Annotated in this window: 22 protein-coding genes; 10 read left to right on the top strand and 12 right to left on the bottom strand. The window is 62.9% G+C overall.

Annotation, left to right across the window (positions count from 1 at the left end):
* Positions 1–106: 106 nt before the first annotated feature.
* On the bottom strand, positions 107–1,309 hold the full coding sequence (locus LAD35_RS01275; RefSeq protein ID WP_377779840.1) for an ABC transporter substrate-binding protein: 1,203 nt from the start codon (positions 1,307–1,309) through the stop codon (positions 107–109).
* 520 nt (positions 1,310–1,829) lie between these two features.
* On the opposite strand from LAD35_RS01275, the gene LAD35_RS01270 reads away from it, so the two are divergent.
* On the top strand, positions 1,830–2,603 hold the full coding sequence (locus LAD35_RS01270) for a ferredoxin--NADP reductase (protein WP_224150964.1): 774 nt from the start codon (positions 1,830–1,832) through the stop codon (positions 2,601–2,603).
* A gap of 117 nt (positions 2,604–2,720) precedes the next feature.
* On the opposite strand, the gene LAD35_RS01265 is transcribed toward LAD35_RS01270, so the two are convergent.
* Complete coding sequence (locus LAD35_RS01265; protein WP_377779854.1) at positions 2,721–3,263, bottom strand: flavin reductase family protein; 543 nt, start codon at positions 3,261–3,263, stop codon at positions 2,721–2,723.
* Positions 3,264–3,528: 265 nt separating this feature from the next.
* On the opposite strand from LAD35_RS01265, the gene LAD35_RS01260 reads away from it, so the two are divergent.
* From LAD35_RS01260 to LAD35_RS01250, 3 genes are all read left to right on the top strand, one after another.
* Positions 3,529–5,655 (top strand): IPTL-CTERM sorting domain-containing protein, encoded by a 2,127-nt coding sequence (locus tag LAD35_RS01260; protein WP_224150962.1) that lies wholly within the window; start codon positions 3,529–3,531, stop codon positions 5,653–5,655.
* 149 nt (positions 5,656–5,804) lie between these two features.
* A complete protein-coding gene (locus LAD35_RS01255) occupies positions 5,805–6,614 on the top strand; it encodes an alpha/beta fold hydrolase (protein WP_224150961.1) in 810 nt (269 codons plus the stop codon).
* A 223-nt stretch (positions 6,615–6,837) separates the two neighbouring features.
* Positions 6,838–7,935 (top strand): branched-chain amino acid aminotransferase, encoded by a 1,098-nt coding sequence (locus tag LAD35_RS01250; RefSeq protein ID WP_224150960.1) that lies wholly within the window; start codon positions 6,838–6,840, stop codon positions 7,933–7,935.
* A gap of 59 nt (positions 7,936–7,994) precedes the next feature.
* Here LAD35_RS01250 and LAD35_RS01245 read toward each other — a convergent pair whose 3' ends face one another.
* A complete protein-coding gene (locus LAD35_RS01245; RefSeq protein ID WP_224150959.1) occupies positions 7,995–9,341 on the bottom strand; it encodes a D-amino acid dehydrogenase in 1,347 nt (448 codons plus the stop codon).
* 93 nt (positions 9,342–9,434) lie between these two features.
* On the opposite strand from LAD35_RS01245, the gene LAD35_RS01240 reads away from it, so the two are divergent.
* Complete coding sequence (locus LAD35_RS01240) at positions 9,435–10,379, top strand: LysR family transcriptional regulator ArgP (protein WP_224150958.1); 945 nt, start codon at positions 9,435–9,437, stop codon at positions 10,377–10,379.
* Between the two features lie 281 nt (positions 10,380–10,660).
* On the opposite strand, the gene LAD35_RS01235 is transcribed toward LAD35_RS01240, so the two are convergent.
* The 3 genes from LAD35_RS01235 to LAD35_RS01225 form a co-directional block, all read right to left on the bottom strand.
* Positions 10,661–11,083 (bottom strand): universal stress protein, encoded by a 423-nt coding sequence (locus tag LAD35_RS01235; protein ID WP_224150957.1) that lies wholly within the window; start codon positions 11,081–11,083, stop codon positions 10,661–10,663.
* A gap of 175 nt (positions 11,084–11,258) precedes the next feature.
* Positions 11,259–12,104 carry a metallophosphoesterase gene (locus LAD35_RS01230; RefSeq protein WP_224150956.1) on the bottom strand — a complete coding sequence of 282 codons (846 nt, stop codon included), beginning with the start codon at positions 12,102–12,104 and terminating at the stop codon, positions 11,259–11,261.
* Positions 12,105–12,148: 44 nt separating this feature from the next.
* A complete protein-coding gene (locus LAD35_RS01225) occupies positions 12,149–13,126 on the bottom strand; it encodes a LysR family transcriptional regulator (RefSeq protein WP_224150955.1) in 978 nt (325 codons plus the stop codon).
* A 146-nt stretch (positions 13,127–13,272) separates the two neighbouring features.
* On the opposite strand from LAD35_RS01225, the gene LAD35_RS01220 reads away from it, so the two are divergent.
* Positions 13,273–13,710, top strand: a complete 438-nt coding sequence (locus tag LAD35_RS01220) for a hypothetical protein (protein WP_224150954.1) — start codon at positions 13,273–13,275, stop codon at positions 13,708–13,710.
* 328 nt (positions 13,711–14,038) lie between these two features.
* Here the strand turns inward: LAD35_RS01220 and LAD35_RS01215 are convergent, their stop codons facing one another.
* Positions 14,039–15,907 carry a phosphoenolpyruvate carboxykinase (GTP) gene (locus tag LAD35_RS01215; protein ID WP_224150953.1) on the bottom strand — a complete coding sequence of 623 codons (1,869 nt, stop codon included), beginning with the start codon at positions 15,905–15,907 and terminating at the stop codon, positions 14,039–14,041.
* A gap of 380 nt (positions 15,908–16,287) precedes the next feature.
* Positions 16,288–16,428 (bottom strand): hypothetical protein, encoded by a 141-nt coding sequence (locus tag LAD35_RS01210; RefSeq protein ID WP_224150952.1) that lies wholly within the window; start codon positions 16,426–16,428, stop codon positions 16,288–16,290.
* A 263-nt stretch (positions 16,429–16,691) separates the two neighbouring features.
* On the opposite strand from LAD35_RS01210, the gene LAD35_RS01205 reads away from it, so the two are divergent.
* Positions 16,692–18,878, top strand: coding sequence for a phosphocholine-specific phospholipase C (locus LAD35_RS01205; protein ID WP_224150951.1), 2,187 nt, complete (start codon positions 16,692–16,694; stop codon positions 18,876–18,878).
* 88 nt (positions 18,879–18,966) lie between these two features.
* Here the strand turns inward: LAD35_RS01205 and LAD35_RS01200 are convergent, their stop codons facing one another.
* Entirely contained in the window at positions 18,967–19,578 is a 612-nt protein-coding gene (locus LAD35_RS01200; RefSeq protein WP_224150950.1) for a LysE family translocator, read from the bottom strand.
* Between the two features lie 121 nt (positions 19,579–19,699).
* Between LAD35_RS01200 and LAD35_RS01195 the strand changes: the two genes are divergently transcribed.
* The 3 genes from LAD35_RS01195 to azu all read left to right on the top strand — a co-directional run bounded on the left by LAD35_RS01195 (position 19,700) and on the right by azu (position 22,386).
* Positions 19,700–21,196, top strand: a complete 1,497-nt coding sequence (locus tag LAD35_RS01195; RefSeq protein WP_224150949.1) for an aminotransferase-like domain-containing protein — start codon at positions 19,700–19,702, stop codon at positions 21,194–21,196.
* Between the two features lie 103 nt (positions 21,197–21,299).
* Positions 21,300–21,704: a hypothetical protein gene (locus LAD35_RS01190; RefSeq protein ID WP_224150948.1), complete on the top strand. Its 405-nt coding sequence runs from the start codon at positions 21,300–21,302 to the stop codon at positions 21,702–21,704.
* 226 nt (positions 21,705–21,930) lie between these two features.
* Complete coding sequence (gene azu / locus LAD35_RS01185) at positions 21,931–22,386, top strand: azurin (RefSeq protein WP_377779842.1); 456 nt, start codon at positions 21,931–21,933, stop codon at positions 22,384–22,386.
* 47 nt (positions 22,387–22,433) lie between these two features.
* On the opposite strand, the gene LAD35_RS01180 is transcribed toward azu, so the two are convergent.
* The 3 genes from LAD35_RS01180 to LAD35_RS01170 are packed head-to-tail and all read right to left on the bottom strand — an operon-like array spanning position 22,434 to position 25,725.
* Positions 22,434–23,141, bottom strand: a complete 708-nt coding sequence (locus LAD35_RS01180) for a response regulator (RefSeq protein ID WP_224150946.1) — start codon at positions 23,139–23,141, stop codon at positions 22,434–22,436.
* On the bottom strand, positions 23,138–25,165 hold the full coding sequence (locus tag LAD35_RS01175; RefSeq protein ID WP_224150945.1) for a type IV pili methyl-accepting chemotaxis transducer N-terminal domain-containing protein: 2,028 nt from the start codon (positions 25,163–25,165) through the stop codon (positions 23,138–23,140). The genes LAD35_RS01180 and LAD35_RS01175 overlap by 4 nt, the downstream gene beginning before the upstream one ends.
* Complete coding sequence (locus LAD35_RS01170) at positions 25,162–25,725, bottom strand: hemerythrin domain-containing protein (protein ID WP_224150944.1); 564 nt, start codon at positions 25,723–25,725, stop codon at positions 25,162–25,164. The genes LAD35_RS01175 and LAD35_RS01170 overlap by 4 nt, the downstream gene beginning before the upstream one ends.
* Positions 25,726–25,829 lie beyond the last annotated feature (104 nt).

Below are 25,829 nucleotides of genomic sequence, written 5' to 3'. Positions count from 1 at the left end.
CTGTGCGGCGCAGGGGCAGGAAGGCGTGCAGCGCCACAGGGGGAGGATATTTCACGCTCTGCGAGACGGCGAAGAAGCGCCGCCGCGCAGCGGCACAGGGGGTGCGTCATGGATTCGGCCGCAGCTTTTTCACCTCATCATCCGAGGGCAGGTAATCCTTGCCATCGCGGTACACATAGTCCACCAGCTCGCCCTTGCCCTTGACTTTCTTGAGCCGGCCCACAAAGGCGCCCATGGTCGACTGGTGATCCTGGGCGCGCCAGGTGATCTTGCCAAAGGGCGAAACCACCTCCAGCCCCTCAAAGGCCTTGACCAGCGCTTCGGTCTCGGTGCTACCCGCTTTTTTGATGCCTTCGGCCAGCGACTTGATGCCCGCGTAGCCCACCACCGATCCCTGGCGCGGGTAATCCTTGTACCTGGCCTGGTAGGCGTCGAAGAAAGCCTTGTGCTCGGGCGTCTTGAGCGTGTGCACCGGGTAGCCCGTCACGATCCAGCCATCGGGCGTTTCACTCTTCAAGGCATCCAGGTACTCAGGCTCGCCGCTCAGCACGCTCACCACCGGGCGGCCCTTGAACAGGCCGCGCGTATTGCCTTCGCGCACGAACTTGGTCAGGTCGGTGGCAAACAGCACGTTGAAGATGGCGTCGGGCTTGGCGTCGGCCAGCGCCTGCACCACGCTGCCCGCGTCGACCTTGCCCTGCACCGTGGCCTGCTCGGTCACGAATTCAATATCGGGCTGCGCCGCCTTCATCTTGGCCTTGAAGGTGGCGACCGACGACTGGCCGTATTCGTAGTTGGGGTAGACCAGTGCCCAGCGCTTCTTCTTCAGCTTCAAGGCCTCCTCCACCAGCATCGACACCTGCATATAGGTCGATGGCCGCAGGCGGAAGGTATAGGCATTGCCGTTGCTCCACACCATCTTGTCGGTGAGCGGCTCGGTGGCCAGGTAGAAGAACTTCTTCTGCTTGGCGAAATCGGTCAGCGCCATGCCGGTGTTCGACAGAAAGCCGCCCGCCAGCACATCGACCTTCTCACGCGCGATCAGCTCCTCGGCCACGCGCACGGTATCGCCGGGGTTGGCGTTGTCGTCACGGGTGATCAGCTCCAGCTTTTTGCCACCTACGCCGCCTGCCTTGTTCACCTCGTCAATCGCCAGCTCCATGCCGCGCTTGTAGGGCTCCAGAAACGCAGGCTGACTCTTGTAGCTGTTGATCTCGCCGATCTTGATGGTGCCTTCTGCATGGGCACCAGCCGAACACACCAGGGCTGCTGACCAGGCCACAGCACGCATTGCCAAACGGGTTGTCATGGGATAAGTCTCCTGAACTCAAAGAACCGGTCCTGTGCCACCTCTTAGAGCCGTTAACACAACCCTTGATACGTCGTTGCTTCGCCTTGTCGTACGTCTGTACTGCCTGCGGCTTCGCGCCTCGTCTCAACCGCAAATCTACGATTTGCTGGGTTGTGTTAGCGGCTCTTAGAACGTGTTTACGTCGGGCACGCCTTTGGCGGGCTATTTTCGCCGCAAGTGCCAGCCAGCGGCGGGGTGTGCGGAAAATTCCACAGCCAAGCACCCCTGCACGGCCCGCAGACAGCTGCGCATCCCCCGTGCCCAGAGGGCCGATACCCCTGATATGAACACGACGATATGCCCATATGACGTTTAAGTTGTATGAATAGTGAACAATAGCGTTTATAGATATACAGGAGCGTGTTTTCGATCTCAGCATTGGCGCCAGAAGATCTTCCGCACGCTCCAAGACCAACCCAGACTGCCGCAGCGCCATTTCCGCGCCCTTTGCAGCAGCCATTTTTGAACCTGCATTGTCATGAGCGCTTTTCTCGAAGAACGTGTCCTCTCCGTCCACCACTGGACCGATCGCCTCTTTTCCTTCACCACCACGCGCGACCCGGCGCTGCGCTTCTCCAGCGGCCACTTCACCATGATCGGCCTCAAGGTCGACGGCAAGAACCTGCTGCGCGCCTACTCCATCGCCAGCCCCAACTACGAAGAGCACCTCGAGTTCCTGTCGATCAAGGTGGACAACGGCCCACTCACCAGCAAGCTGCAGCACATCCAGGTGGGCGACACCATCATCGTCGGCAAGAAGCCCACCGGCACCCTGCTGGTGGATTACCTGCTGCCCGGCAAGAATCTGTACCTGATCGGCACGGGCACAGGCCTGGCGCCCTGGCTGTCGGTGGCGCGCGACCCCGAAACCTATGAGCGCTTCGAGAAAGTGGTCGTCGTGCACGGCGTGCGCCAGGTGCAGGAGCTCGCCTACCAGCAGCTGCTGGAGGAAGAGCTGCCCAACCACGAATTCCTGGGCGAAATCGTCAAGGACAAGCTCATCTACTACCCCACGGTCACGCGCGAGCCTTTCCGCAACCAGGGCCGCATCTCCAACCAGATCAATGCTGGCACCTTCCCCCAGAACATCGGCCTGCCCGAGTTGAACCCCGACACCGACCGCGTCATGCTCTGCGGCAGCCCTGCCATGCTGGCCGAGCTCAAGGAACTGCTCGAGTCGCGCGGCTTCAAGGAAGGCAACACCTCCACCCCTGGCGACTTCGTCGTCGAACGCGCCTTTGTCGAAAAATAACTATCGTTTTGGTAGCGCATAGCGCCCACTAGTAGAGCACCAGAGGCCAAAAACACCAAAACCCGCAGCGGTCACCGCCTGCGGGTTTTGTTTTTGAAATGCCTAGATGCGGAATCGTCAGAGCAGCTGCTCGGTATAGAACTGCCCGCCATGGTAGAGCAGCGGCGCCACACCGGTCCGGTAGCTGCAGTGCTCGACTTCGCCCACCAGAATCACATGGTCGCCCGCATCGTGGCGGCTGCGGCTTCTGCATTCAAACGTGGCAATGGCGCCATCGAGCAAGGGCAGGCCGCTGGCGCCCTGCTGCCAGTCCACACCCGCCCAGCGGTCCACACCCTTGCGGCTGAACTGCAGCGCCAACTCCTTTTGCGGTGCGCCCAGCACATTCACCACATAGTGGCTCACGGCCTCGAACACCGGCATCGAGGTGGCCGTCTTCATCAGGCTCCACAGCACCAGGGGCGGTGTCAGCGATGCCGAGTTGAACGAACTGATCGTCAGCCCCACCTTCGCGCCGTCAGGCGCCAGCGCCGTCACTACCGCCACGCCGGTGGCAAAGCGACCCAGCGCGTCACGAAAGTCGCGCTCGGAAAACGGCGCAGCAGCGGGGTGGAAGTGTTCAGGCGACAAGGAGCGGTTCACGGGACAGACAGGCTGCATGGCCGGGAAACGGCATGCATGCATAAGGCAACTGCATCAATTATCGGCCAGCCCATGCGACCCCTGCCTGCGTAGGTGCATGGCGCCTGGGCTCACGCCGGTGGGTGGGGCATCGGACATCTCAATACAAATAATCAATTAAATTGCTATTATTGATTGATAAGTTAAAATTATTAAGCGATCCAATACTTTGCCCAACAAAGGAAGCGCTGCCCGCATTGCGTCCCTGGCGCAGGTGCACCACACAACGAGAGAGAGGAATCCGATGAAGCTTTTGCACAAAGTCCTGCCACTGGCGCTGCTGGGCCTGGCCGCCACGCAGGCATGGGCCCAGACCAACACCAACCCCTTGCAGAACTGCACGCCCACCCAGGTGCGCGCAACAGAGCGCTACTGGTTTGCCGGCAACAAGATCGCAATGGATTTCGGTGTGTCCGGCACTGCGCTGCCCACCATCACGGCAAATCCGGCAACCATCCCCTGGGTGGATGAAGGAACCACGGTTGTCACGGACAGCAATGGCACCTTGCAGTTCTGGGTAGGTCAGGGCAACGTCTACAACCGTGACCAGGTCGTCATGAGCAATGGCAATGGCATCGTCGGCAACCAAAGTGCTGTGCAAGTCGTGGTGGCCTTTGCGGCCCCTGATGTGCCCGGTAAATACTTCGTGGTGTCTACGTCGGGGCTGGCAGCCGGTAACCCGGGCACCTTGCTGTACTCGGTGGTGGACATGACCGCCAATGGCGGCCTGGGTGCGGTCACCAGCAAGAACATCACCGTTCCCGGCGGCATCTCCAGCAACGAAACCCTTTCTGCCGTGCCCAATAACGACGGCACCGGCTACTGGGTGCTCACCACCAGCTATGGCACCAGGAACCTGGTTGCGCAGCAGTTCGACAGCAATGGCCCGGTCGGCGCCCCGGTAATATCCACGCTGTCCGAAAACGTCGGCAACCTCTTTGGCAGCATCTATTTCAACAAGGATCTGACACAGTTCGCTGTGGCCACCAGTGTCCAGGGCTCCAACGCCAGCAACGTCATCCGGACGATGCGCTTCAACGCACAGACCGGGCAGGCCACCGAAATCGCCAGCTGGCGCGGGGGAGCGCTAGGCTCCGCGTACGCTGCGGATTTTTCGCCCAGCGGCAAATACCTGTACGTCTCCAACATCTATCCTGGCCAGCTGTACCGGTATGACGTGAGCTCTGGCGATGCGACAACCATCAAGGCCAGTGAGCAGTACATTGGCATAACCGGCGGCTCCAACGGAGGCGGCCACGTGCGCCGAGGCGCAGATGGTGCCATGTGGGTCGCCAATCGCGACAACACCACCGGCAACTCCCTCACCCGCATTGCGGCGCCGGAAGAAGCCCTGGTTGCCAACATCGGCTTTGCCCTGGGCAACATCACGCTACCCGCAGGCGCAAACAGCGTATGGGGCCTGCCCCAGACCGTGGCCGGCTGCGCCAAACCGCTGGCACCCGACGCCGTTCCCGCAGTCAGCGGACCTACTGCCCCCTTCTATGTAGGCACCCCGCAGACACTGGCGGTCAACCTGTCCAACCAGGGCGGCAGCGGCAATGTGGCCGACGGCACACTCACCATCACCCTGCCTGCCAATGTGCAGGCGGGCAGCGGCCTGCCAGCCGCCTGTACCGCCGTATCACCACAGCAGATCAATTGCGACCTGGCTGCCGCAGGCATGGGCCCGGTTGCCCCTGGCGCCAACCTGGGACCGCTGAGCATTCCCGTCACTGTTTCGGCCCCCGGCACCTACAACGTGGATGTGACCGTGGCGGGCGTGACCGGCGAGACCGGCGCCGCCTTGCTCAACAACACGGCCCAGACCAGCATCACCGCGCTGGCCCTGGCGCCGGACGCCGTCCCTGCCATCAGCGGGCCTGCAGCGCCCTTTGGCGTGGGCACACCCCAGGTGCTGGCGGTACAGGTCGCCAACAACGGCGCTGCTGGCGATGTGACTGATGGCACGCTTACCGTCACGCTACCCGCCAATGTGCAGGTGACCGGAGGCGCCAGCCTGCCTGCTGGCTGCACGGCGACAACGCCCCAGCAGATTGCCTGTAACCTGGCGCTTGCGGGCGGCCCGGTTGCACCCGGCGCCAGCCTGGGACCATTGAACATCCCCGTGACCGTTTCAGCGCCTGGCACCTACAGCGTGGATGCAGTCGTAACGGGCGTGACCGGTGAGGTGGACGCTGCGCTGCTCAACAACACCGCGCAAACCAGCATCACCGCGCAGGGGTCAGTGCCGCCCGTCAATGGCGCCGCGCCCGTACCCACCCTGGGCGCCGGTGCGCTGGCAGCGCTGTCTGCCGCCCTGGGCGCACTGGCGATTGCCACGCGCCGCCGCAAGGCGCGTGCGGCCGATTAAGAATCGTGTTCCCCAACCACTGCCCGGGCCAGCCTTGCGCTGGCCTTTTTCATGGAAGATGCAATGCGGGCCGCGCAGGCGTTGATTTTTCGCACGGCCGCCCGCATCTTGTGGATAACGTGAAACATCAGCGCAGGTAACTCCAAGGTATGTCCCTGATCCCCAATTTCGCCATGCTCGGCAGCGGCCCCTCGGTGCTGATGCTGCACGATGCCGACACCGATCACCTCGGCTTTGCCCCGCAGGTGGAGCTGCTGGCCAGCCAGGGCTACCGTGCCATTGCCTGGGACATGCCGGGCTACCACGGCAACCCGCCCCCCTACGGCGGCTACAGTCTGGCAGCGCTGGCAGCGACTGCCGACCGCCTGCTCGAGGTCATGAAGATCGGCCGTGCCCACATCGTAGGCCACGGCCTGGGTGCCATGGTGGCGGCCGAAATCGCCCTGCGCAACCCCACCCGCGTGCGCAGCCTGACCCTGGTGGCTGGCGGCCCTGCGCTGGGTGCTGGTGAGCAGGAGCACTGGGTGGCAACACGCCAGCGCCTGCTGGCCGAATGCCAGCAACAAGCCTGCCCGGAGCCCGTGCAACTGCAGCGCTTTGCCCAGCAGCTGGTGCAGCTGCAGGCGGGCCAAAATGCCTTGCCCGAAGGATTGCAGCTGGCGCGCCATGCGATCACGCAGGTTCAGCCGCTGGCCTATGGCCGCGCCCTGGACATGCTGGCCGGTCCCAATACCCTGGCCGAGCGACTGCCACACCTGGGCCAGCGCAGCCTGCTGGTGAGCGGCGCGCAGGACGTATGCATGCCGCCGCAGCGCATGCAGGCCCTCGCCGACCTGCTGCCACATGCCGTACACCACAGCCTGCCCGGTGTCGGCCACTGGCCCCAGCTGGAGAGCCCGGATGCCTTCGAGTCCCTGCTGCTGGATTTTCTGGCCCAGCAGCGCGCCACGGTGCATTGAGAAAACGCTGCGCGCAGCGCCCCTTCCCTTCGCGAAACACGGCCTGGTGCCTGACCATTGGCTTGGGCTGAATGTCGGATTTGCGGCACACCGGGCCAAAAAAATGGCATGCTACGGGGTCTGGCATGCAGCACAGCGGCATTTGCGCCACTGTGGCAGCCCCCACGTACAGCCTGGCGGCCTGATCCGCCGGCTCCCTGTTGCCATCTGGAAGGAAAGTCCCGTGTCCCCCTCTTCCCCAAGCTTTGCGCTCACCCGTTCGAGCCACCCACGCAGCGCTGAAGACCGCGCCAAAATCCTGGAAAAGCCCGGATTTGGCCTGCATTTCACCGACCACATGGTGGCCGTGCGCTGGGAAAAGGACACCGGCTGGCACGACGCGCAGGTCATGCCCTACGGCCCGATTTCGCTGGACCCGGCCGCTGCCGTGCTGCACTACGGCCAGGAAATCTTTGAAGGCATCAAGGCCTACCGCCACGCCGATGGCTCGGTCTGGACCTTCCGCCCCACCGCCAACGCCGAGCGCATGCAGCGCTCTGCCCGTCGCCTGGCCCTGCCCGAGCTGCCGGTCGAGATCTTCGTGGAATCGCTCAAGCAGCTGATCGCCGTGGATCAGGAATGGGTTCCCGGCGGCGAAGAAGCCAGCCTGTACCTGCGCCCCTTCATCATTGGCGATGAAGTTTTCCTCGGCGTGCGCAGCGCCCACAAGGCCAGCTACTACGTCATCGCCAGCCCCGCCGGCCCCTACTTTGCCAAGGGCGTGGCACCGGTTGCCATCTGGCTGTCGACCGACTACGCGCGCGCAGCCAAGGGCGGCACGGGCGCTGCCAAGTGCGGCGGCAACTATGCCGCGTCGCTGCTGCCCCAGGAGCAGGCCTACGCCAATGGCTGCTCGCAGGTGCTGTTCCTCGACCCTGCCGAGGGCAAATACCTCGAAGAGCTGGGCGGCATGAACGTCTTCCTGGTGTACGGCAAGGAAAACAAGCTGGTGACGCCCGCGTTGTCGGGCAGTATTCTGGAAGGCATCACGCGTGACTCCATCCTGCAACTGGCGCGCGACCGCGGCATGGTGGTGGAAGAGCGCAAGGTCTCGGCAGACGAATGGAAGCAGGGCGTGGCCTCGGGCGACATCACCGAAATCTTTGCCTGCGGCACGGCGGCCGTCATCACACCGATCGGCCAGCTCAAGGGCAACGGCTTCTCGGTGGGCGACCTCAATGCACCGGCTGGCGAAATCACGCTGGCCCTGCGCAAGGAGCTGACCGACATCCAGTATGGCCGCGCGCCAGACCGCCACGGCTGGCTGGTTCGCCTCGCCTGATTCCCACCGCTCCAGCAAAAAGGCCGCACACTGTGCGGCCTTTTTCGCTCCACCAGGGCTCAGGATGCGAATGCCGCCTGCCGGGCACCGGTGCCTTCAAAGCCGTAGAAGCCAAACGGCATCTCGGGCATGCGGCCGCTGATCAGCTCGGCCATGGCCTTGCCGCTGCCGGCGCCATGGGTCCAACCCAGGGTGCCGTGGCCCGCGTTGATCCACAGCTTGCCCACCTTGGTACGACCGATGTAGGGGATGTTGGTGGGTGTTGCGGGGCGCAGGCCCGTCCAGAACTGCGGGTTGCCGCCTTGCTCGGGCAGGCGGGTGTCGCACACGCCGGGCATCAACTCTTCGACGCGGCGCGCCAGCATGTGGCACCGCGCCTTGGCGAGCGGAGAATCCAGCGATGTATCGAAACCGTTGAGTTCGATGGTGCCCGCCACGCGCAGCTGGTTGCCCAGGCGGCTCATGGCCAGCTTGTTGCCGTCGTCGATGCAGCTGACGAAAGGCGCCGCCTCGGGCCGCAGGATCGGCAAGGTGGCGCTGTAGCCCTTGCCAGGATAGATGGCCACGTTCACGCCCACGGTGCGCAACAGCGGCGCGGTGTAGCTGCCGCAGGCAACGATGACGGCGTCGCCCTTCAGCACCTGCTCTTGTGCATCAAAACCGGCTGCAATGCCCGATGAATGCGCGCGAACAGCTACGGATTCAATAGCGCCACCCGCCATGTTCAAGCGCTGGACGCTGTGGTTGTAGAGAAACTGGACGCCGCCCTGGGCGCACAGCTGGGCGAGCTTTTGCGTGAAGACGCGGGCATCGCCGCTCTCATCGCTTTCGGTGAAGGTGCCACCCTTGATCTGCGCAGCATAGGGCTTGAAGGCGGGCTCGATCTGGAGGAACTCTTCGGTGCTGACCATGCGGCGGTTCACGCCGTACTGGCGCATCAAGTCAACAGCCTGCTGCGCGTCTTCCACCGCCGCGTCGCTGGTGAAGAAATGGGCAATGCCGCGTTCGAGGCGGTTGAACTGGATGCCGGTCTGCGCCACCACGTCTTTCAGCGCTGTGTGGCTGTAGGCGCCCAGCGCCACGATCTGCTGCACGTTGCGGGCAAAGGAGCGGTCGTTGCACTCGGCTAGGAACTTGGTCAGCCAGCTCCACTGCTGCGGATCGACGTGCGGGCGCAGCAGCAGCGGCGCTTCCTTGTCGAACATCCACTTGAGCGCCTTCATCGGTGCGTGCTTGTTGGCCCAGGGCTCGCAATAGCTGACCGAGATCTGCGCCGCATTGGCATAGCTGGTCTCCAGCGCAGCATCGGGTTGGCGGTCCACCACGGTGACGTCGTGACCCAGTTGCAGCAGATGCCAGGCTGTGCTGGTGCCGATGATGCCGGCGCCGAGGATGATGATTTTCATGCCTTGCAGTGTCTGCCAGTTTGGCTGTTACATAAAGTGCAATTAAACTTCTTCAAGAATCATCAGATTTACTAATACAAGCCCCTTGCTGCCATGAACAACCTGGACCCGATCGCGCTGGAGTGCCTTGCCGCAGTGATTGAAGAGGGTGGCTTCGAAAAAGCCGCCACCCGCCTGAACGTGACGCAATCGGCCGTCTCGCAGCGCCTGCGTGCGCTGGAAGCGCAGGTGGGCTCGGTGCTGGTGGTGCGCAGCCGGCCGCTGCGGCCCACGGCGGCCGGGCAGTTGCTCCTCAAGCACACCCAGCAGCTGCGCCTGCTGCGCACCGACCTGGAGCAGGAACTGCACAGCCTGATGCCACATTCTGCGCGCCGCACGGCGCATGACGAGGCCATCAGCATCGCCATCAACGCCGACAGCATTGCCACCTGGGCCATCGATGCCCTGCAGGACATTGCCCTGCAGCAGTTGCCGCTGGAAATCATCACCGACGACCAGGACCACACGCTGGAGCTGCTGCGCACGGGCGAAGTGCTCGGCTGTGTCACCACCATGCCGCAGGCCCTGCGCGGCTGCCGCGTGGCGGCGCTGGGGGCCATGCACTACATGGCGGTGGCCGCACCCGGTTTTGCCCAGCAGCACGTGCCCTCGGGCCTGAACCGCAGCAATTTCAAGAACCTGCCGTTTCTCAGCTACAACCGCAAGGACGACATGCAGCGCGTGTTCGTCGCAAGAGCCATGGGTCTCAAGACGGTGGGCCTGCACCAGCTGTTCGTACCCAATTCGGAAGCCCAGGTGCGCGCGGTGGCAGCCGGCTGGGGCATCGGCGTGGTGCCCGAGCTGCTGGCACGTCCCTTTCTCGCGGATGGGCGCCTCGTCAACGTCGCCGAATCGCAGGTGCTGCGTGTCGACCTGTACTGGCACTGCTGGAACCTGCAGTCCGCCCTGCTGAGCCAGTTGACGGATGCCATGCTGCGCACCGCCAAGGCCAGCCTGGCGCCAGCCACCCCTGCGGCGCGCGCCACTGCTTCGGCATGAGGCGCACTGCCCTTGCCTCCTGCAATGGGCTGCCTCGTGAAAAGGACGAAGGAGGAAGGCGAAAGAGAAAGAATGAGGAAGAAAGAAAAAAGCTGCTTGCATTCCGCGCACGGAATGCAAGCAGCTCCTGGAGCCTCACTGGCATCTGTATTGCCAGCCGCCTCCCTCCCTTGCTAGCCTGATGAGGCATTGGCGCATTGTCTGCGCCAAGTATTGCTATGGTGTGAATAGCAAATGACAGAGCGGTCATAGTGGTAACCACCCGACCGACCTGGCTGCGATCAACGGATCAGCAGCACCGGAATCCTGCTTTGCGCCAGCACCTGCGTCGCCACCGAACCCATCACCAGCTTGGCCAGTGCGCCATGTCCGCGAGTGCCCATGATCAGAAGGTCGTAGCCACCGCTATCGGCGGTCTCGGCAATGGTTTCGGCGATATGGCCGGTCTTGCTTTCGAGCTGCGCATTGACCTTGTGCTGGTCCAGAAACTGGTGCACCGGGTTGAGCACCTTCTGCGCTTCCTCTGCGTAATAGTCGCTCACGAGTTCCTTGCCCAGCGCCTTGGCCGCGCGGGGGGGCAGCAGTGGCTGTACGGTGAGGGCGGTGTAGCTGTGCGAAGCCCCGAGCCACTCCGCGTGCGTAGCCAGGTAATCCAGCATCTTCTGGGTAAAGGGGCTGCCATCGACGGCCAATAGAATCCGCATATCTGAACTCCTGAAATAAGAACGTATTCACGCTCAAGAGGCATGCCAACCGGGCATACGCGGGAAACGCGTTCAAACCGCCCCTACACGCCACTGTAGAGGTTTACTGCGCAACAAGTATTGACTTATGTCATGGCTTGACGCCAGAGCGCCACCAAAGTTCCGGCCACCGCTCTCAGACTGCCACCACACAGTGCGGATTGAATGTCTCCTGTTCCCCTTTGCGGGCATAGCCCAGAGGGTTGGCTACCACGCGGCACTGCCAGGCCCTGCCGTCGGCATGCGTACCGCTTGCCATGTAATCACTGGGCGCGTGCAGGTGGCCGTGGATCCACAGGTCTGCACAGGGCAGCAGATCATCGAGCGCATTGCAAAAGCCAGCAGTGCCCGGGGTGAGACCGTAGCGCGGATCGGCGCTTCTGAGACTCGGGGCAAAGTGGGTGATGACGACAGTCTTGCCATCAAAAGGCTCGGCCAATGCAGCACGCAGCCAAGCCTGACAGCGCAGGGCTTCTTCACGCATTTCGGCGGCCAGAAAGGGCTGGCCATCCCGCATCATCTCCGCCTTGGTGAGGTAGAAATTGGCTGCCTTGTAGGCCTTTTCGCGCTGTTTCATCAGCGCGCCCAATTCGGTCACGCCGTTGTGCAAGGCAATGGCGTCGTAATCGGTCCACAAGGTGGTGCCGACAAAGCGCACGCTGTCCATCACCACGGTCTCGCAGTCCAGCATGACAATGCCCAGCCGGTTGCAGCTGGCGCGCAGCCGGGCGCGGGCGGTATCAAAATCCTGCGCGTCGAATTCATGGTTGCCGGGCACCAGGATCACCGGCTCCGGCCAGTGCCCGCCCGCTTGCTGCGGGCTGAACTGGGCAAGGCCGAAGTCCTCGTCTGGCAGCATGGATCCATTCTGGTATGAGCCGATATCGCCCGCCAGCACCAGCAGTTTGGCGCCAGGCGCGGGCTGGGCGTGGAAATTCGGGTGGGTCTCCAGGTGCAGATCGGAAAGAATTTGCAGGTGCATGGCCAAAGCCTACCATGCGCTCCACCGGTAAGCACCCTCTCGCATTACAGCGGCAATTCCTGGTCAGGAAAAGCCGCGCGAGCCGAACGCTCCAGTGCATGCAGCAGCCACTCCAGCGCCGAATGTGGAATATGCCCCGCACGGCTGGGCCAGAGCGCATCCACATGCACCGACTCCACCCGCAGCGGCAGCGGCTGAAAGGCGAGCTGATCCTCGATGCCCGTGGCAGGAACAAAGTGGCGCGGCAGCACGGTCAGCAGATCGGTGCGCGCCACCACGCGCGCGGCGGTGAAGTACTGGTTCACCGTCAGCACCACCCGGCGCTTGCGGCCGATAGACGCCAGCGCCTCGTCCAGAAAGCCGAATGGCTGGCCCGAGAAGCTGACCAGCATGTGCCGCGCTTCGCAGTACCTGTCCAATGTGAGCAAGCTCTCACTCAGGGGATGACCCTTGCGCATCACGCACAGGTATTCGCCGTCATAGAGGCGTCGGCTCTCAAAATCCACCAATGCGCCCGACTGCGCACGCGCCGTCATCTCGGCCACTACAAAGGGAAAGTAACCAACGGCCAGATCGGCAGTCTCGTCGTCCAGCACCTCGCGCGGATCACGCGTAGTGAGCGGTTGCACATGCACTGAGACGCCGGGAGCCTCGGTTTCCAGAATGTGCATCAGGCTGGGCAGCAAGGTGGCTGCCGTCGCATCGGCCATGGCCACCACAAAGGCCTGGGTGGCCTTGGCGGCGTCAAAGCGTTCGGGGGCAAAGGTGTTCTGCAATCGCGCCAGCGATTCGCGCACCGCTGGCCACAGGGCCTGGGCCAGCGGCGTAGGCTCCACGCCCTGGCCGCTGCGCACCAGCAGCTCATCACCCAGCGCCTCGCGCAGGCGGCGCATGGCGTTGCTTACAGCCGGCTGCGTGATGGCCAGCTTGTCGGCCGCCCGCGTCAGGCTGCGCTCCGTCATCACCTCGTCAAATACGCGGAGCAGGTTCAGATCCAAGTGGCGAAATTGGTGTGCCTGCATGCGGCCCTCCTGCGCCAGCGAGGGGCCGGCAATACATCACTGGCATGAATGATACAGATTCAAAATATAAATTTGAGAGACCCTGGGGTAAACCCTATACTTCATCCATCGCTTCAAAGAAGCATTGGAAAACAAAGACATCCATCATGACCAACAGTTTTGTGCACACCGACATGGCTACCGAACACACGGGCGTTCTGCGTGTGGAAGCAGCTGCTGAGAATCTGAAATCCACCTTCAGCGGCAAGGGCGTAGGCCAGTCGCTGGTGCTGGCCGCCATCGTGGCTGCCGTGCTGGTGGGCGCCAACCGTCTGATCGACTCCGTCGCCGGCGGCAGCCACTGGATTGCTGGCTGGGCCCTGCTGTGGGCTGTGGCCTTCGTCGCCATCGCCCTGCTGGCCGCTCCTGCCCGCAACCTGAGCAGCAGCCTGCGTGCCCTCGGCACCACATGGTCGCAAGAGCACCGCCGCGCAGCAGAAGACGAAAAGACTTGGGAAGCTGCCCTGCGCGACAGCCGCGTCATGGCCGACCTGAACCGTGCAATGAGCGACGCCGCTGTGTCGTTCTACCACAAGAACTACTGATAAAAACAGCCCTTAGCGTACACCCAATAAGCGCCAGCAGCTATCAAAATAACAAAAAAGCCACGGCATGCCGTGGCTTTTTTCATGGGAGTGGCCCATCCTGAATAGCGTTGGCGCCAAGAACTTCCAAAGAAAGGCAGGTGAGATGAAGCCAAGGATCAAGCGGCCCCAAGGCGGCTACCCCTGACTTTCAGCTGCCGGATGTCGAGCATGGCCCGTCCTGTCCCTATTCAGAACGAGTCACATCAAAAACAAAAAACCCCGCGTGCCAAGGCATGCGGGGCTTGCTGTTTCAGCCTGCCCGGCAGCAAGCCGGGCAATGCGATGGTCAGGCTTCGACGAGGCGCTTTTCCAGATCGGCCTTGATGTCGAGCAATTCTTGCGGCAGGCGTTGGGCCAGCTTGTCGAAGTGCGCCTGGTGCGAGGCCAGCTCTTCGGTCCAGATCTTGGTGTCGATGTTGGTGACGGTCTTGAACTGGTCAGCGCTGAACTGCAGGCCGGTCCAGTTGATTTCGGCGTACTGCGGTGCCACGCCAAAGGCAGTCTGCTCGCCCTGGGCCTTGCCTTCGAGGCGGTCCAGCATCCACTTGAGCACACGCATGTTCTCTCCATAGCCGGGCCAGACGAACTTGCCCGCTTCGTCCTTGCGAAACCAGTTGGTGGTGTAGATCTTGGGCAGGGTCGCGCCCGAGGCCTGCAGCTTCTTGCCCAGGTTCAGCCAGTGGCCGAAATAGTCGCTCATGTTGTAGCCCATGAAGGGCAGCATGGCAAACGGATCGCGGCGCACCACGCCTTGCGCGCCAAAGGCGGCGGCGGTGGTTTCCGAGCCCATGGTGGCAGCCATGTAGACGCCTTCGTTCCAGTTGCGCGCCTCGGTCACCAGCGGCACAGTGGTGGAGCGGCGGCCACCGAAGATGAAGGCATCGATCTTCACGCCCTTGGGGTCGTCCCAGGCGTCGTCCAGCGCCGGGTTGTTGGTGGCTGCCACGGTGAAGCGGGCGTTGGGGTGCGCGGCCTTGGCGCCTGTTTCCTTGGCGATCTGTGGCGTCCAGTCCTTGCCTTGCCAGTCGATCAGGTGATCGGGCAGCTTGCCGCTGTCCTTTTCCATGCCTTCCCACCAGACGTCGCCGTCATCGGTCAGTGCGACGTTCGTGAAGATCACGTCCTTGTCGAGGCTGGCCATGCAGTTGGGGTTGGTGTGGTAGTTGGTGCCAGGTGCCACGCCAAAGTAGCCCGCTTCGGGGTTGATGGCGCGCAGGCTGCCGTCAGCTTGTGGCTTGATCCAGGCGATGTCGTCGCCGATGGTGGTGACTTTCCAGCCATCAAAGCCAGTAGGCGGCACCAGCATCGAGAAGTTGGTCTTGCCGCAGGCCGATGGGAAAGCGGCGGCCACGTGGTACTTGCGGCCTTCGGGGTTCTGCACGCCCAGGATGAGCATGTGCTCGGCCAGCCAGCCCTGGTCCTTGCCCATGGTGGAGGCGATACGCAGCGCAAAGCATTTCTTGCCCAGCAGCGCATTGCCACCGTAGCCAGAGCCGTACGACCAGATTTCGCGCGTCTCGGGGTAGTGCACGATGTACTTGGTCTTGTTGCAAGGCCAGCTGGTGGTGTCCTTTTCGCCGGGCTGCAGCGGTGCGCCGATGGTGTGCACGCAGGGTACGAATTCGCCGTCGGTGCCGATCACGTCGTACACGGCCTTGCCCATGCGGGTCATGATCTTCATGTTGACGGCAACATAGGCGCTGTCGGACAGCTCGATGCCCACATGGGCGATCGGCGAGCCCAGCGGACCCATGCTGAATGGCACCACATACATGGTGCGGCCCTTCATACAACCGTCAAAGAGCGGCTGTAGAGTCGAACGCATCTCGGCAGGCTCCATCCAGTTGTTGGTGGGGCCGGCGTCGTCCTTGTTGGCCGAGCAGATGTAGGTACGGTCTTCCACGCGGGCCACGTCCGATGGGTCGGACCAGGCCAGGTAGCTGCCGGGGCGCTTGGCGGGATTGAGCTTCTTGAAAGTGCCTGCATCGACCAGTTGCTGGCACAGGCGGTCGTATTCTTCCTGGCTGCCGTCGCACCAGTAGACGCGATCGGGCTTGCACAGTGCAGCCATATCGGCCACCCAGGCGATGAGCTTGGGGTTCTTGACGTAGTCGGGAGCCTGAATGGCCACGCCGGTATTGACGTTTGCGTTCATGGGAGGACTTTCTAAAGTTGTAAAACGGTTCATCAAAAACCGCTGCTCCCAAGAACCTGTTCAAAAAGCTGCGGGCTTTGAAAAACCGTTTCCTCGCTACGCTGCACTCAGTGGCTTGGCCTTTGAGCCCGCATGAATACAGCGTGTCGGGAGCGCAATTTTAGCAGTCGGCCCCCAAAACGGCGATGCGTCCATCCAATATCTATGCATTTGATGCATTGATATATGCATTTATTATTTGATACCGGTTTCTTTGCGAAAAGCACTGTCACCAGGGTTGCAGGCCGCCATGCAGATGACAGCCCCCCGCTCCAACAGCCGCAAAAGGCAACAAAAAAGCCCGCTGCAAGCGGGCTGGTTGTGTGGAGGGCAGTGCTCCGTCAGGCCATGTGGACTGCAATGAATGCCAGCAAGAACATCATCAGCGCGCCGACCACCGGCAGCACCACGGGCACGAGCGGAACAATCGCTTCCACGGCATCGTTGGGCTGGTGTTCGCTGTCGTCGTGATGGCTGGACATGGGGTTCTCCGAAAAATCGCGGGATAAGGCAGTGAATCCATTGTAGCCACAGCCTCCAACTCCCGGCCCCGGGCAAAAACCCTGAGCCCGCCATTGCCCCAGGCGCAGGGCGTAACACCCGCAGACCAGCACAGTTTCTTACATCGCTTACCTGCCTTTGGGCATTGCGATTCCTCATGTTTCATGGGTCTGTCATGGCGGATTTTTAGAGTCCTCTGGCTGGTTGCGCCAGCACCTCCCATCCACAACATCCGAAAATCCCCATGAACTCACGCCGCCAATTTCTGCAAGGCACGGTGACCACCGGCATCGCCGCGGCCACGCTGGCAGCCTTTCCGCCCAGCATCCGCCGGGCGCTGGCCATTCCTGCCAACAACCAGACAGGCACGATCCGTGATGTGGAGCACATCGTGATCCTGATGCAGGAAAACCGCTCATTCGACAACTACTTCGGTACTCTGCACGGCGTGCGCGGCTTTGGAGACCGCTTCACCATTCCACTGCCAGAGGGCAGATCCGTCTGGGAGCAACGCAATGCCACCGGCACCACCGTGCTGCCCTACCACCTGGACAGCCAGAAGGGCAACGCCCAGCGCGTGAACGGCACGCCGCACTCGTGGAACGATGGCCAGAACGCCTGGGACGGCGGGCGCCTCTACCAGTGGCCGCGCTACAAGACCACGGCCTCAATGGGCTACTTCAAGGCACAGGAGCTGCCTTTCCAGTTTGCCCTGGCCAATGCATTCACCCTGTGCGATGCCTACCACTGCGCCATGCACGCGGGCACCAACCCCAACCGCATGTTCCACTGGACGGGCACCAACGGCCCCACCGGTGCGGGCGTGGCAGCCGTCGTCAACGAATGGGACGGCATCGGGCCATCCGCCACCGGCTACAGTTGGACCACCTACCCAGAGCGTCTGCAGGCAGCCGGCGTGCGCTGGAAGGTGTACCAGAACATGCCCGACAACTACACCGACAACCCTTTGGCCGGCTTCAAGCAGTACCGCAAGGCCAACGAAGCATCGGGCAAGCCGGTCAGCCACGACGAGCATGTGCCCTCCCCCGCCTACGACGAGGCCGACGATGCAGGCAATCCGCTCTACAAAGGCATTGCCAACACCATGGCCGACGACGGCTTTCTGGCCAGCTTCAAGCAGGATGTGCTGGGCGGCAAGCTGCCGCAGGTGTCGTGGATCGTGGCGCCGCAGGTGTATTCCGAGCACCCCGGGCCATCCAGCCCCGTGCAGGGCGCCTGGTACACGCAGGAAGTGCTGGACGCCCTGACCGCCCGCCCCGATGTGTGGAGCAAGACGGTGTTCATCGTCAACTTTGACGAGAACGACGGCTACTTCGATCATGTTCCCTCGCCGGCTGCGCCCTCCATCAACCCTGACGGAACCTGGGCGGGCAAGACCACCTTGCCGCAGGCCGATCTGGCGGTGGAGCGCTTCACCCACCCCAAGCCGCCTGGCACCTCCAGCCAGCCCCAGCCCGATGGCCGCGTGTACGGCCCGGGCGTGCGCGTGCCCATGTACGTGATCTCGCCCTGGAGCCGGGGCGGCTGGGTCAACTCGCAGGTGTTCGATCACACCTCGGTGCTGCGCTTCATTGAAGCGCGCTTTGGTGTGCCGGAGACGAACATCTCGCCCTTCCGCCGTGCGGTCTGCGGAGACCTGACCAGCGCCTTCAACTTTGCCCGGCCCAACAACGAAGCCCTGCCGCCGCTCGCCGGCCGCATCAACAAGGCCCAGGCCGATGCGCTGCGCGCCCAGCAGCAGGCCCTGCCCCAGGTGGTGCCCGCTACAGACCGCGTTTTTCCTGTTCAGGAAGCGGGCGTGCGCCCATCACGCGCACTGCCGTATGCGCTGCATGTGAACGCATCGGCCGATGCCAATGGCCATACCGTGCGCCTGGAGTTCAGCAACACTGGCCGTGCTGCTGCGGTGTTCCATGTGTACGACAAGTTGCACCTCGATCGCCTGCCGCGCCGCTACATGGTGCAGCCGGGCCTGTCGCTGGATGACGTGTGGAGCACCCAGGACAGCCAAGACCGTTACGACCTGTGGGTGCTCGGCCCCAACGGCTTTCACCGCCACTTTGCCGGTGACATGCGCCTGCAAGGCGCAGCCGGTACGCCGCTGCCGGAGATCAGCGTGGGCTACGACACCAAGCACGGCCGCGTGGAACTGGAAGTGAACAACCAGGGACGCGGCGAATGTGTGATCACCGTCAAGCCCCTGGCCTACCTGGGCGACGACGTATGGTCGTTCAAGCTCAAGCGCGGCCAGAGCCGCAAGAAGCACTGGAAGCTCGACGACAGCGGCTGCTGGTACGACTTTGAGGTAACGAGCAATGCCGATGCCAGCTACCGGCGCCGCTTTGCCGGACGGGTGGAGACCGGCGAGCACTCGATCAGCGACCCGGCCATGGGGCAGGAGCCATCCTGAATTGCCTCGAATCGCCTCGGATTGCTATAAATAATATAGCTTATGGCGATTTCATGGCCTGCACTGCAGGCCATTTTCATTGAGATATTCAGCCTTCCAGCACCGGGTAGAGCGACAGCACCAGCAGTGCCGCCATGCCCCAGTTGAAGCGCTGCAGGGCCCGGGGCGTGCGCAGGGCGCGTCCCACTGCACTGCCGAACAGCGTCCAGACGCTGACACTGGGGTAGTTCACGAGGCCCAGCACCAGTGCCGCCAGCAGCAGGTTGCCCGCATAGCCATCGCGCGGCGTGTAGGTAGCAACAATGCCGATGGCCATGATCCAGGCTTTGGGATTGACCCACTGGAAGGCCGCTGCCTGCCAGAAGCCAAAAGGCCGGGGCCCCGCCTGGCCCGCGTCCACCTGCCCCGAGCGGGCTATCTTCCAGGCCAACCACAGCAGGTAGGCCGCGCCCAGGTACTTGAGCAAGGTGTACAGCCGGGGCTCGCGCTCGAACGCCGCACCCAACCCGAGCCCCACCAGCAGCAGCATGACCACCACGCCCAGGCTGATGCCCAGCATATGCGGCACGGTGCGGCGATAGCCGAAAGTGGCACCGGAAGCTGTGAGCATCACATTGTTGGGGCCCGGCGTGACGGAGCTGACGAAGGTGAACAAGGCCAGCGGCAGAACAAAGGCGGATGTTTCAGGCAGAAAGGACATGGCAGCGGGCAGGAAAGGAGAGAAGAAAAGCAAAAAAGGAGATGTACGAACATGCTAGCTTTGAAAATCAGTACAGTGCCAGTACACTTTATCTGGCCACTTCAAGAATTGGCCTGCCTCCATGACCCAGACACTTTCACCCGCCCCTGACATTGCGTTCTCCGCCCAGGTCTCTGCCGCCACTTGGGGGTGGCAGCCGGTGCGCACCGGCAGCGCATCCCTGGTCGAGCAACTGGTGGAGCATTTTGGAAACCGCATCCGCAACCATGGGCTGCGCGCCGGCATGCGTCTGCCGTCCGTGCGCGCGCTGGCCGAGCAGGCCGGCGTGAGCCGCGACACCGTGGTGCAGGCCTACGACCGGCTGGCCGCCCAGGGCCTGGTGCAGTCGCGCCGTGGTGCGGGCTTTTTCGTCTGCGCCCGGCGCGCGGTGTCAGCCACCCCGCCTGCACCTGCAGCTGCGCTGGCTCAGGGTGTGGCCTTCGACACCACCTACCTGCTGCGCGGCATCTTCCGCGAGGATGCTGATGGCTCTGGCCACACCGGCAGCGCGGGCTGCCTGCCCGCCAGCTGGATGGACGAGGGCTTGATCAGCGGTGCGATGCGCGCCATCCTCAAGCAGGGCGCGCGTGCGGAGCTGGGCCTGCTGGGCTATGGCCTACCCCAGGGTTTTGCACCGCTGCGCCGGCAGATCGCATCCACCCTGCAGGCGCAGGAGGTACCAGCCCACCCCGAGACGCACCTGATGACGGTGAGCGGCGTCACCCATGGGCTCGATCTGATCGTGCGCGGCTTTCTGCAACCCGGTGACACGGTGCTGGTCGAGGACCCGGGCTGGTTCCTGATCTTCGGCCGCCTCAACACCATGGGCGTCAATGTCGTGGGCGTACCGCGTCTGCCGGGCGGCCCTGACGTGCAGGCACTGCAAGCCCTGGCAGAACAGCACCGGCCCAAGCTCTTCATCCTGAACACCGCCGTGCACAACCCTACCGGCCTGAGCCTGTCGGCCGGCGTGGCACACGAAGTGCTGCGCATCGCCGAGCGGCACGATTTCCTGCTGGTGGAGGACGACACCTACTCCGAGTACCTGGGCAACATGCCGCTGCGCCTGGCCGCCATGGACCGGTTGCAGCGCGTGCTGCTGGTCGGCGGCTACTCCAAGACCCTCTCGGGCGGGCTGCGCGTGGGCTATGTGGCAGCGCGCCCCGAATTCATCCACCGCCTCACCGACCTGAAACTACTGGGCGGCCTGACATCGGCCCTGCCCAGCGAGCAGATCGTGCACCGCATCCTGGCCGATGGCAGCTACCGCAAGCATGTAGACCGGCTGCGCGAGCGCGTGGACAAGGCGCGCCACCGCTGCCTGCGCCAGCTGGAAGCACTGGGCTGCCAGGCCGTGCACGAGCCCGTGGCAGGAACCTTTGCCTGGGTGGACTGCGGCATGGATTCCGAGCTGCTGGCCCGCCAGGCGGCAGAGTACGGGCTGCTGCTGGCGCCAGGCGTGCTGTTCTCACCACGCCAGGCACCCTCGACCCTGCTGCGGATCTCGGTAGCCATGGCAGAACAACCTGCGGCGTGGCAGACGCTGGCGTTGCTGCTCAGACGCCACCGTCCTGTTTGATCGGCAGCCAGTGCGCCTCCCTCAATAACTAACCATATTAGAAATTGTCGATCCATGGTACAAGTTCGTCCACCGAAGATCAGACAGAACCAGGACCCTCGACGTGTACGCATACACCAGCATCAAGATCGGCGCCCATGACGATCAACCGCAGTCCGCACCGACCGTGCAGGCATTCCTTGAAGTTCTGGAGGCCACGGACTGGACGACCATCATGGGCCGCTGGCTGGAGACGCAGGAGGCACCTCTTCCCGCCTACGTGCTGCAACACACCAAAAACAGCGCCACCTTGAGCGTGAGCCGCATTTGCCACGATGATGTGGATTACTACCAGCTGATGTTCTTTCAGCGGATCAAGGCAGGCCTGTTCAAGAAGAAAATGGTCGGCCTGAGCACCGAACTGCATGCTGTTGGCGACATGGCCGATTTCGCCGAATGCTTCTGGGCGGGACAATTTGACGAGCTTCAGCAGCGCATGCACGCCAAGGGTGTGAACACCTTCGCCTGACGCGCGCCGCTCAGGCCACGGCGCCCCACGCAATCCAAGGCCGACATGGCTGGAGCTTGCCGAGGGGCGCCTGTTTCAGCTTTTGTACAACGGCCATTGCCTGCGAAACCCGGTACGGCGGGCGCTCTGCGGGCCGAAGGCGCGCGGCTTTGATCCACATCGAATCCCTTTCATCTGCAGCTTGGCAAACTGCTTCTCAGCTTGTTTTTCAACCTCGGAGAAAATGATGAAAGCTCGAACCAAACTTGCCCTGCTGCTCGGTACCCTGATCGCTGCACCGGCCATGGCTGCCGCTGGCTGCGATATCGCCATCGAAGCCAACGACGCCATGCAGTTCAACAAGTCCAGCATTGCCGTACCTGCCAGCTGCAAGCAGTTCACCGTGAACCTCAAGCACACGGGCAAACTGCCCAAGACTGCCATGGGGCATAACTGGGTGCTGAGCAAGGCTGCCGACCTGCAAGCGGCAGCGACCGATGGCATCTCCGCCGGAGCGGACAAGGACTATGTGAAACCTGGCGACAGCCGCGTGGTCGCATACACCAAGGTCATTGGCGGCGGTGAATCCACATCTGTGACCTTTGACGTAGCCAAACTCAAAAGCGGCGAGAGCTATGCCTGGTTCTGCTCGTTCCCCGGCCATTCCGGAATCATGAAGGGCACTCTCGCCCTGGCCAAGTAACGTTCCCCTCTCACGGCAAAGGCATCACGGCGCGCCGGTACACCCCATCACCCACTGGCGCGCCCACGCCCCTCAGTCAACAGCACTGCTGCCTGCACCCTTGATGAAAGGCCCAGCTTGCGCAGAATGTGCTGAACATGAATCTTCACCGTAGTTTCGGCAATTGCCAGGCTGCGTGCAATTTCCTTGTTGCTGGCCCCCGCCGCAATCTCGCGCAGAATCTCGAACTCGCGTGGTGACAACTGCTCGAGCGGATCAACCGGCCCGACAACAACGGGTGGCACAGACGGTGCAGGCATCCGCGGCTGCTGGGCTTGCAATGCGCTCACAAGCTTGTCCGTCATTTCCATGCTCACCGTGGATTGGCCGCGCAGCGCGCGCTCAATGGCCGCAACCAGCACCTCACTGTCCGCCGTTTTGAGCAGGTAGCCATGCGCTCCACGCTGCAATGCCAGCGCCAGCGTGTCTGCATCCTCACTGACGGTAAGCATCAGCACCCGCGCCGATGGTGCAGCCTCTCGCAAACCGGGCAGCAGATCCACGCCGCTGACACCGGGCATGTGGTGGTCCAGCAGCACCACATCGGGCTGCAATTGCTCTGCACGGCGCAGCGCCTCTCCAGCATCTGCAGCTTCGCCCACCACCTGCAGCTGCGGCTGGGTCGCCAAAAGCGCTGTGACGCCTCGCCGGAAAAGCGGATGGTCATCGACCACCAGCAACCGAATCGGGGTGCGCTGGGTTTGCTCCGCGCTCATGGCAGGCTCCTTTCCGCTTCAAATGTTTCGGTTGTGGGCAGTAGGCGCGGCAAGGTCAGCGCCACGCAGGTGCCCGCCCCCACTACGGAGGTGATCTCCAGTGTTGCGCCGATGCTTGCAGCACGCTCGCGCATGATGCGCAGGCCGACATGCGTCTCGTCCAGCGCAGGCGACGCATTCTCCATACCTCGGCCATCGTCGCGCACTTCCACCACCCACTGCGGCGCCTGTTGTACATCTACCCATACGGCATGTGCCTGCGCATGCTTGCGCACATTGGACAACGCTTCCTGCACCACGTGCAGCACCTGCACCTGCACATCAGGCGGCAGCGCCATGCCTTCGCCCTCGATACTCAGATGTGCGGGCAGGCCCGTCTGGTGCTCGAACTTGGTCAACGTGGTACGCAGCGCGGGTCCAATATCCTCTGCGTTGGTTCGGGTACGGAAATGCACCAGCAACTCGCGCACATCAGACAGGCTTTCGCGTATGCCCGCATCCAATTCCGCCAAGGTTGCTTGCACACGGTCGCCATCCGGCGGCTCCCGAGCGATTTCGTCGCGCAGCAATGCTGCCTGAATCTTCAGAAATGCCAGGCTCTGCGCAATGGAATCATGCAGCTCGCGCGCCAATAGACCGCGCTCATCCGCAACTGCAGCCTCTCGCTGAAGCGCATCGGCGCGCAACCCCTCCATGCCACCCGCCAGGTGGCTTGCCAATGCATCCAGCAGTGCCTGGTCGTCAGCACCGAGCTCGGTTGGATGGCGGAAGAACAGGTCAACCTCGCCGACCATGCGTTCATGCAGCCGCACGGGGACACTCAGCACATAGGCAAATCCAGCCCGGCTGCACTGTCCGGCATCCACCCGGCCTGCCCGCGAGGAAGCGCCTCCGCGCCAGTCCTGCAGCACCACCAGTTGCGTCTCCGCCTGGGCCTTGGGTTGGCCACAGAAACAGTCTCCCGTGGGGACACAGTGTTCGGCATCGACCATTTCGTCGGGCAATCCCTCCGAGGCGAGCAGCACATAGCGACGATTGTCTTCATCCGACCAGCGCACTGCCACGGCATCGGCTTGCACGATCTTGCGCGTCTGGGCTGCAAAGCCCTGGGCCAGCGCCTGCAATGAATCAGCCTGGGCGACCAGAGCCGCGCCTTCGTACAGGGCCGCCAACCGTGCGCGCTCGGTCTGCAAATGTTCGGTCTTCTGCTGCACACGGCGCTCCAGGCTGGAGTACAAATCCTGCAGCCGCACTGCCATGCGGTTGAAGCCCCGGGCCACGGCACCGAATTCATCGCCACCTTCGCTAGCCACCCGGGCCGACAAATCGCCCGCCTCGACGCTTGCCAACGCGGCCTGCAGCCGTGAAAGCGGACCGAACACCAGCAGTTGCGCAGAATACATGAGCGCCAGTGCCGCAGCGATGGCCAATGCCATCATTACAAACTGCGCTACGTTGAGCAGGGTGGTCCAGCGCGCAAGTTGCTGCTCAATGGTGCCCACCAGGCGATCAACGCCACCAACGAAGTCCTCGGCCTGCCGCGCAATGACAGTATTCTGTGCTGCATTGCCGTCCGCAAGCGGCTGCTGCCACTCCTTGCGAAGCTCCTGCCAGCTTTGCTGTACAACCTTCAATGCCGCGCGAGAATCCTCATTGCGCGGCACAGACAGCGGACGGGTGGCATCGCCTCGCTGCAACAAAGCCAGGCTCGCGTCAAACTGCCCCATCAGCAAGGCAACCCGCTGTGAATCGGCACCAGGCAAAGCCTGCGCCAACCGCCAGGTCTGCATGCGCATGCGCCCAGCTTCGTTGATCGCGGCAGCCCCTCCTTCAAGTGACCAGGTAAGCCGCAGCGTCAGTCCGATGGCAATGAGTGCCATCAACAGCAACGCGCAGCCAATGGCGCCAATCTTGACGGCCAGCGGGCGGCCCGATGCCTCCGCGCCCTCCTGATTCATGCGATCACCTCCTTGCTGTGCATCGCGGCGCGATCCACTTTGGGCAGCTTCAGTGGGCGGATTCATGTCGTGGAATCCGGATAGCGAACGCCGCGGCGCTGCGCCATGTCTCTGCCCATGGCGAACTGTTCATGCAAACCAAGGCACGTTTGGGCCTGAGGATAGGCCAGTTCCTCTTCCGCCGCGATGTGACGTGCATACAAAGCCGCAAAATCAGCCCAGCGAACGCGCGCCTCGGCCATTTCCTCACTGCTCAGAGCGTTTCCAGCGTGCACGGCCTGCAAATCCGCCCGAATAGGCTGCCACAAAGTCTCCATCCTTTCATGCTCGGCTTGCAGGGCATCGGCCAGCGCCTTCGCCCCCGATGCGCGCAGCACCGGGAACACATGCAACTCTTCATCCTGGTGGTGCAATGGCGCGGCCAGGTCGAAATAGCGTTGTACATCGGCGGCTGCATCGCGAGCCTGCTCATCGGGCACCCCGCCCCCCTGCGCGGCGAGGTACTCGCCCAAACGGGAAAGCAGCGCCAACGTGCGCTCCACCCGGCCGTGGCAAGCATGCAGCATGCCAAACGGCTCGTCGAAGCCTGCTGAAGGGAGGGTGTGCAATTGCAGGGTCACAGCCATGAATTGTCGCTGCCGGTCGATGGCGTCACCGCATGGTGCGCGCTGTTAATGATTTATGTCAATTTCTTGTGTCAAGTTGTCGCACATAGTGGAATTGTCCTCCC

Source organism: Comamonas odontotermitis (genome assembly GCF_020080045.1).
Taxonomy (GTDB): domain Bacteria; phylum Pseudomonadota; class Gammaproteobacteria; order Burkholderiales; family Burkholderiaceae_C; genus Comamonas; species Comamonas odontotermitis.
Note: the sequence above shows the minus strand (reverse complement) of the source record. Positions and strands in the feature narration are given on the sequence as shown.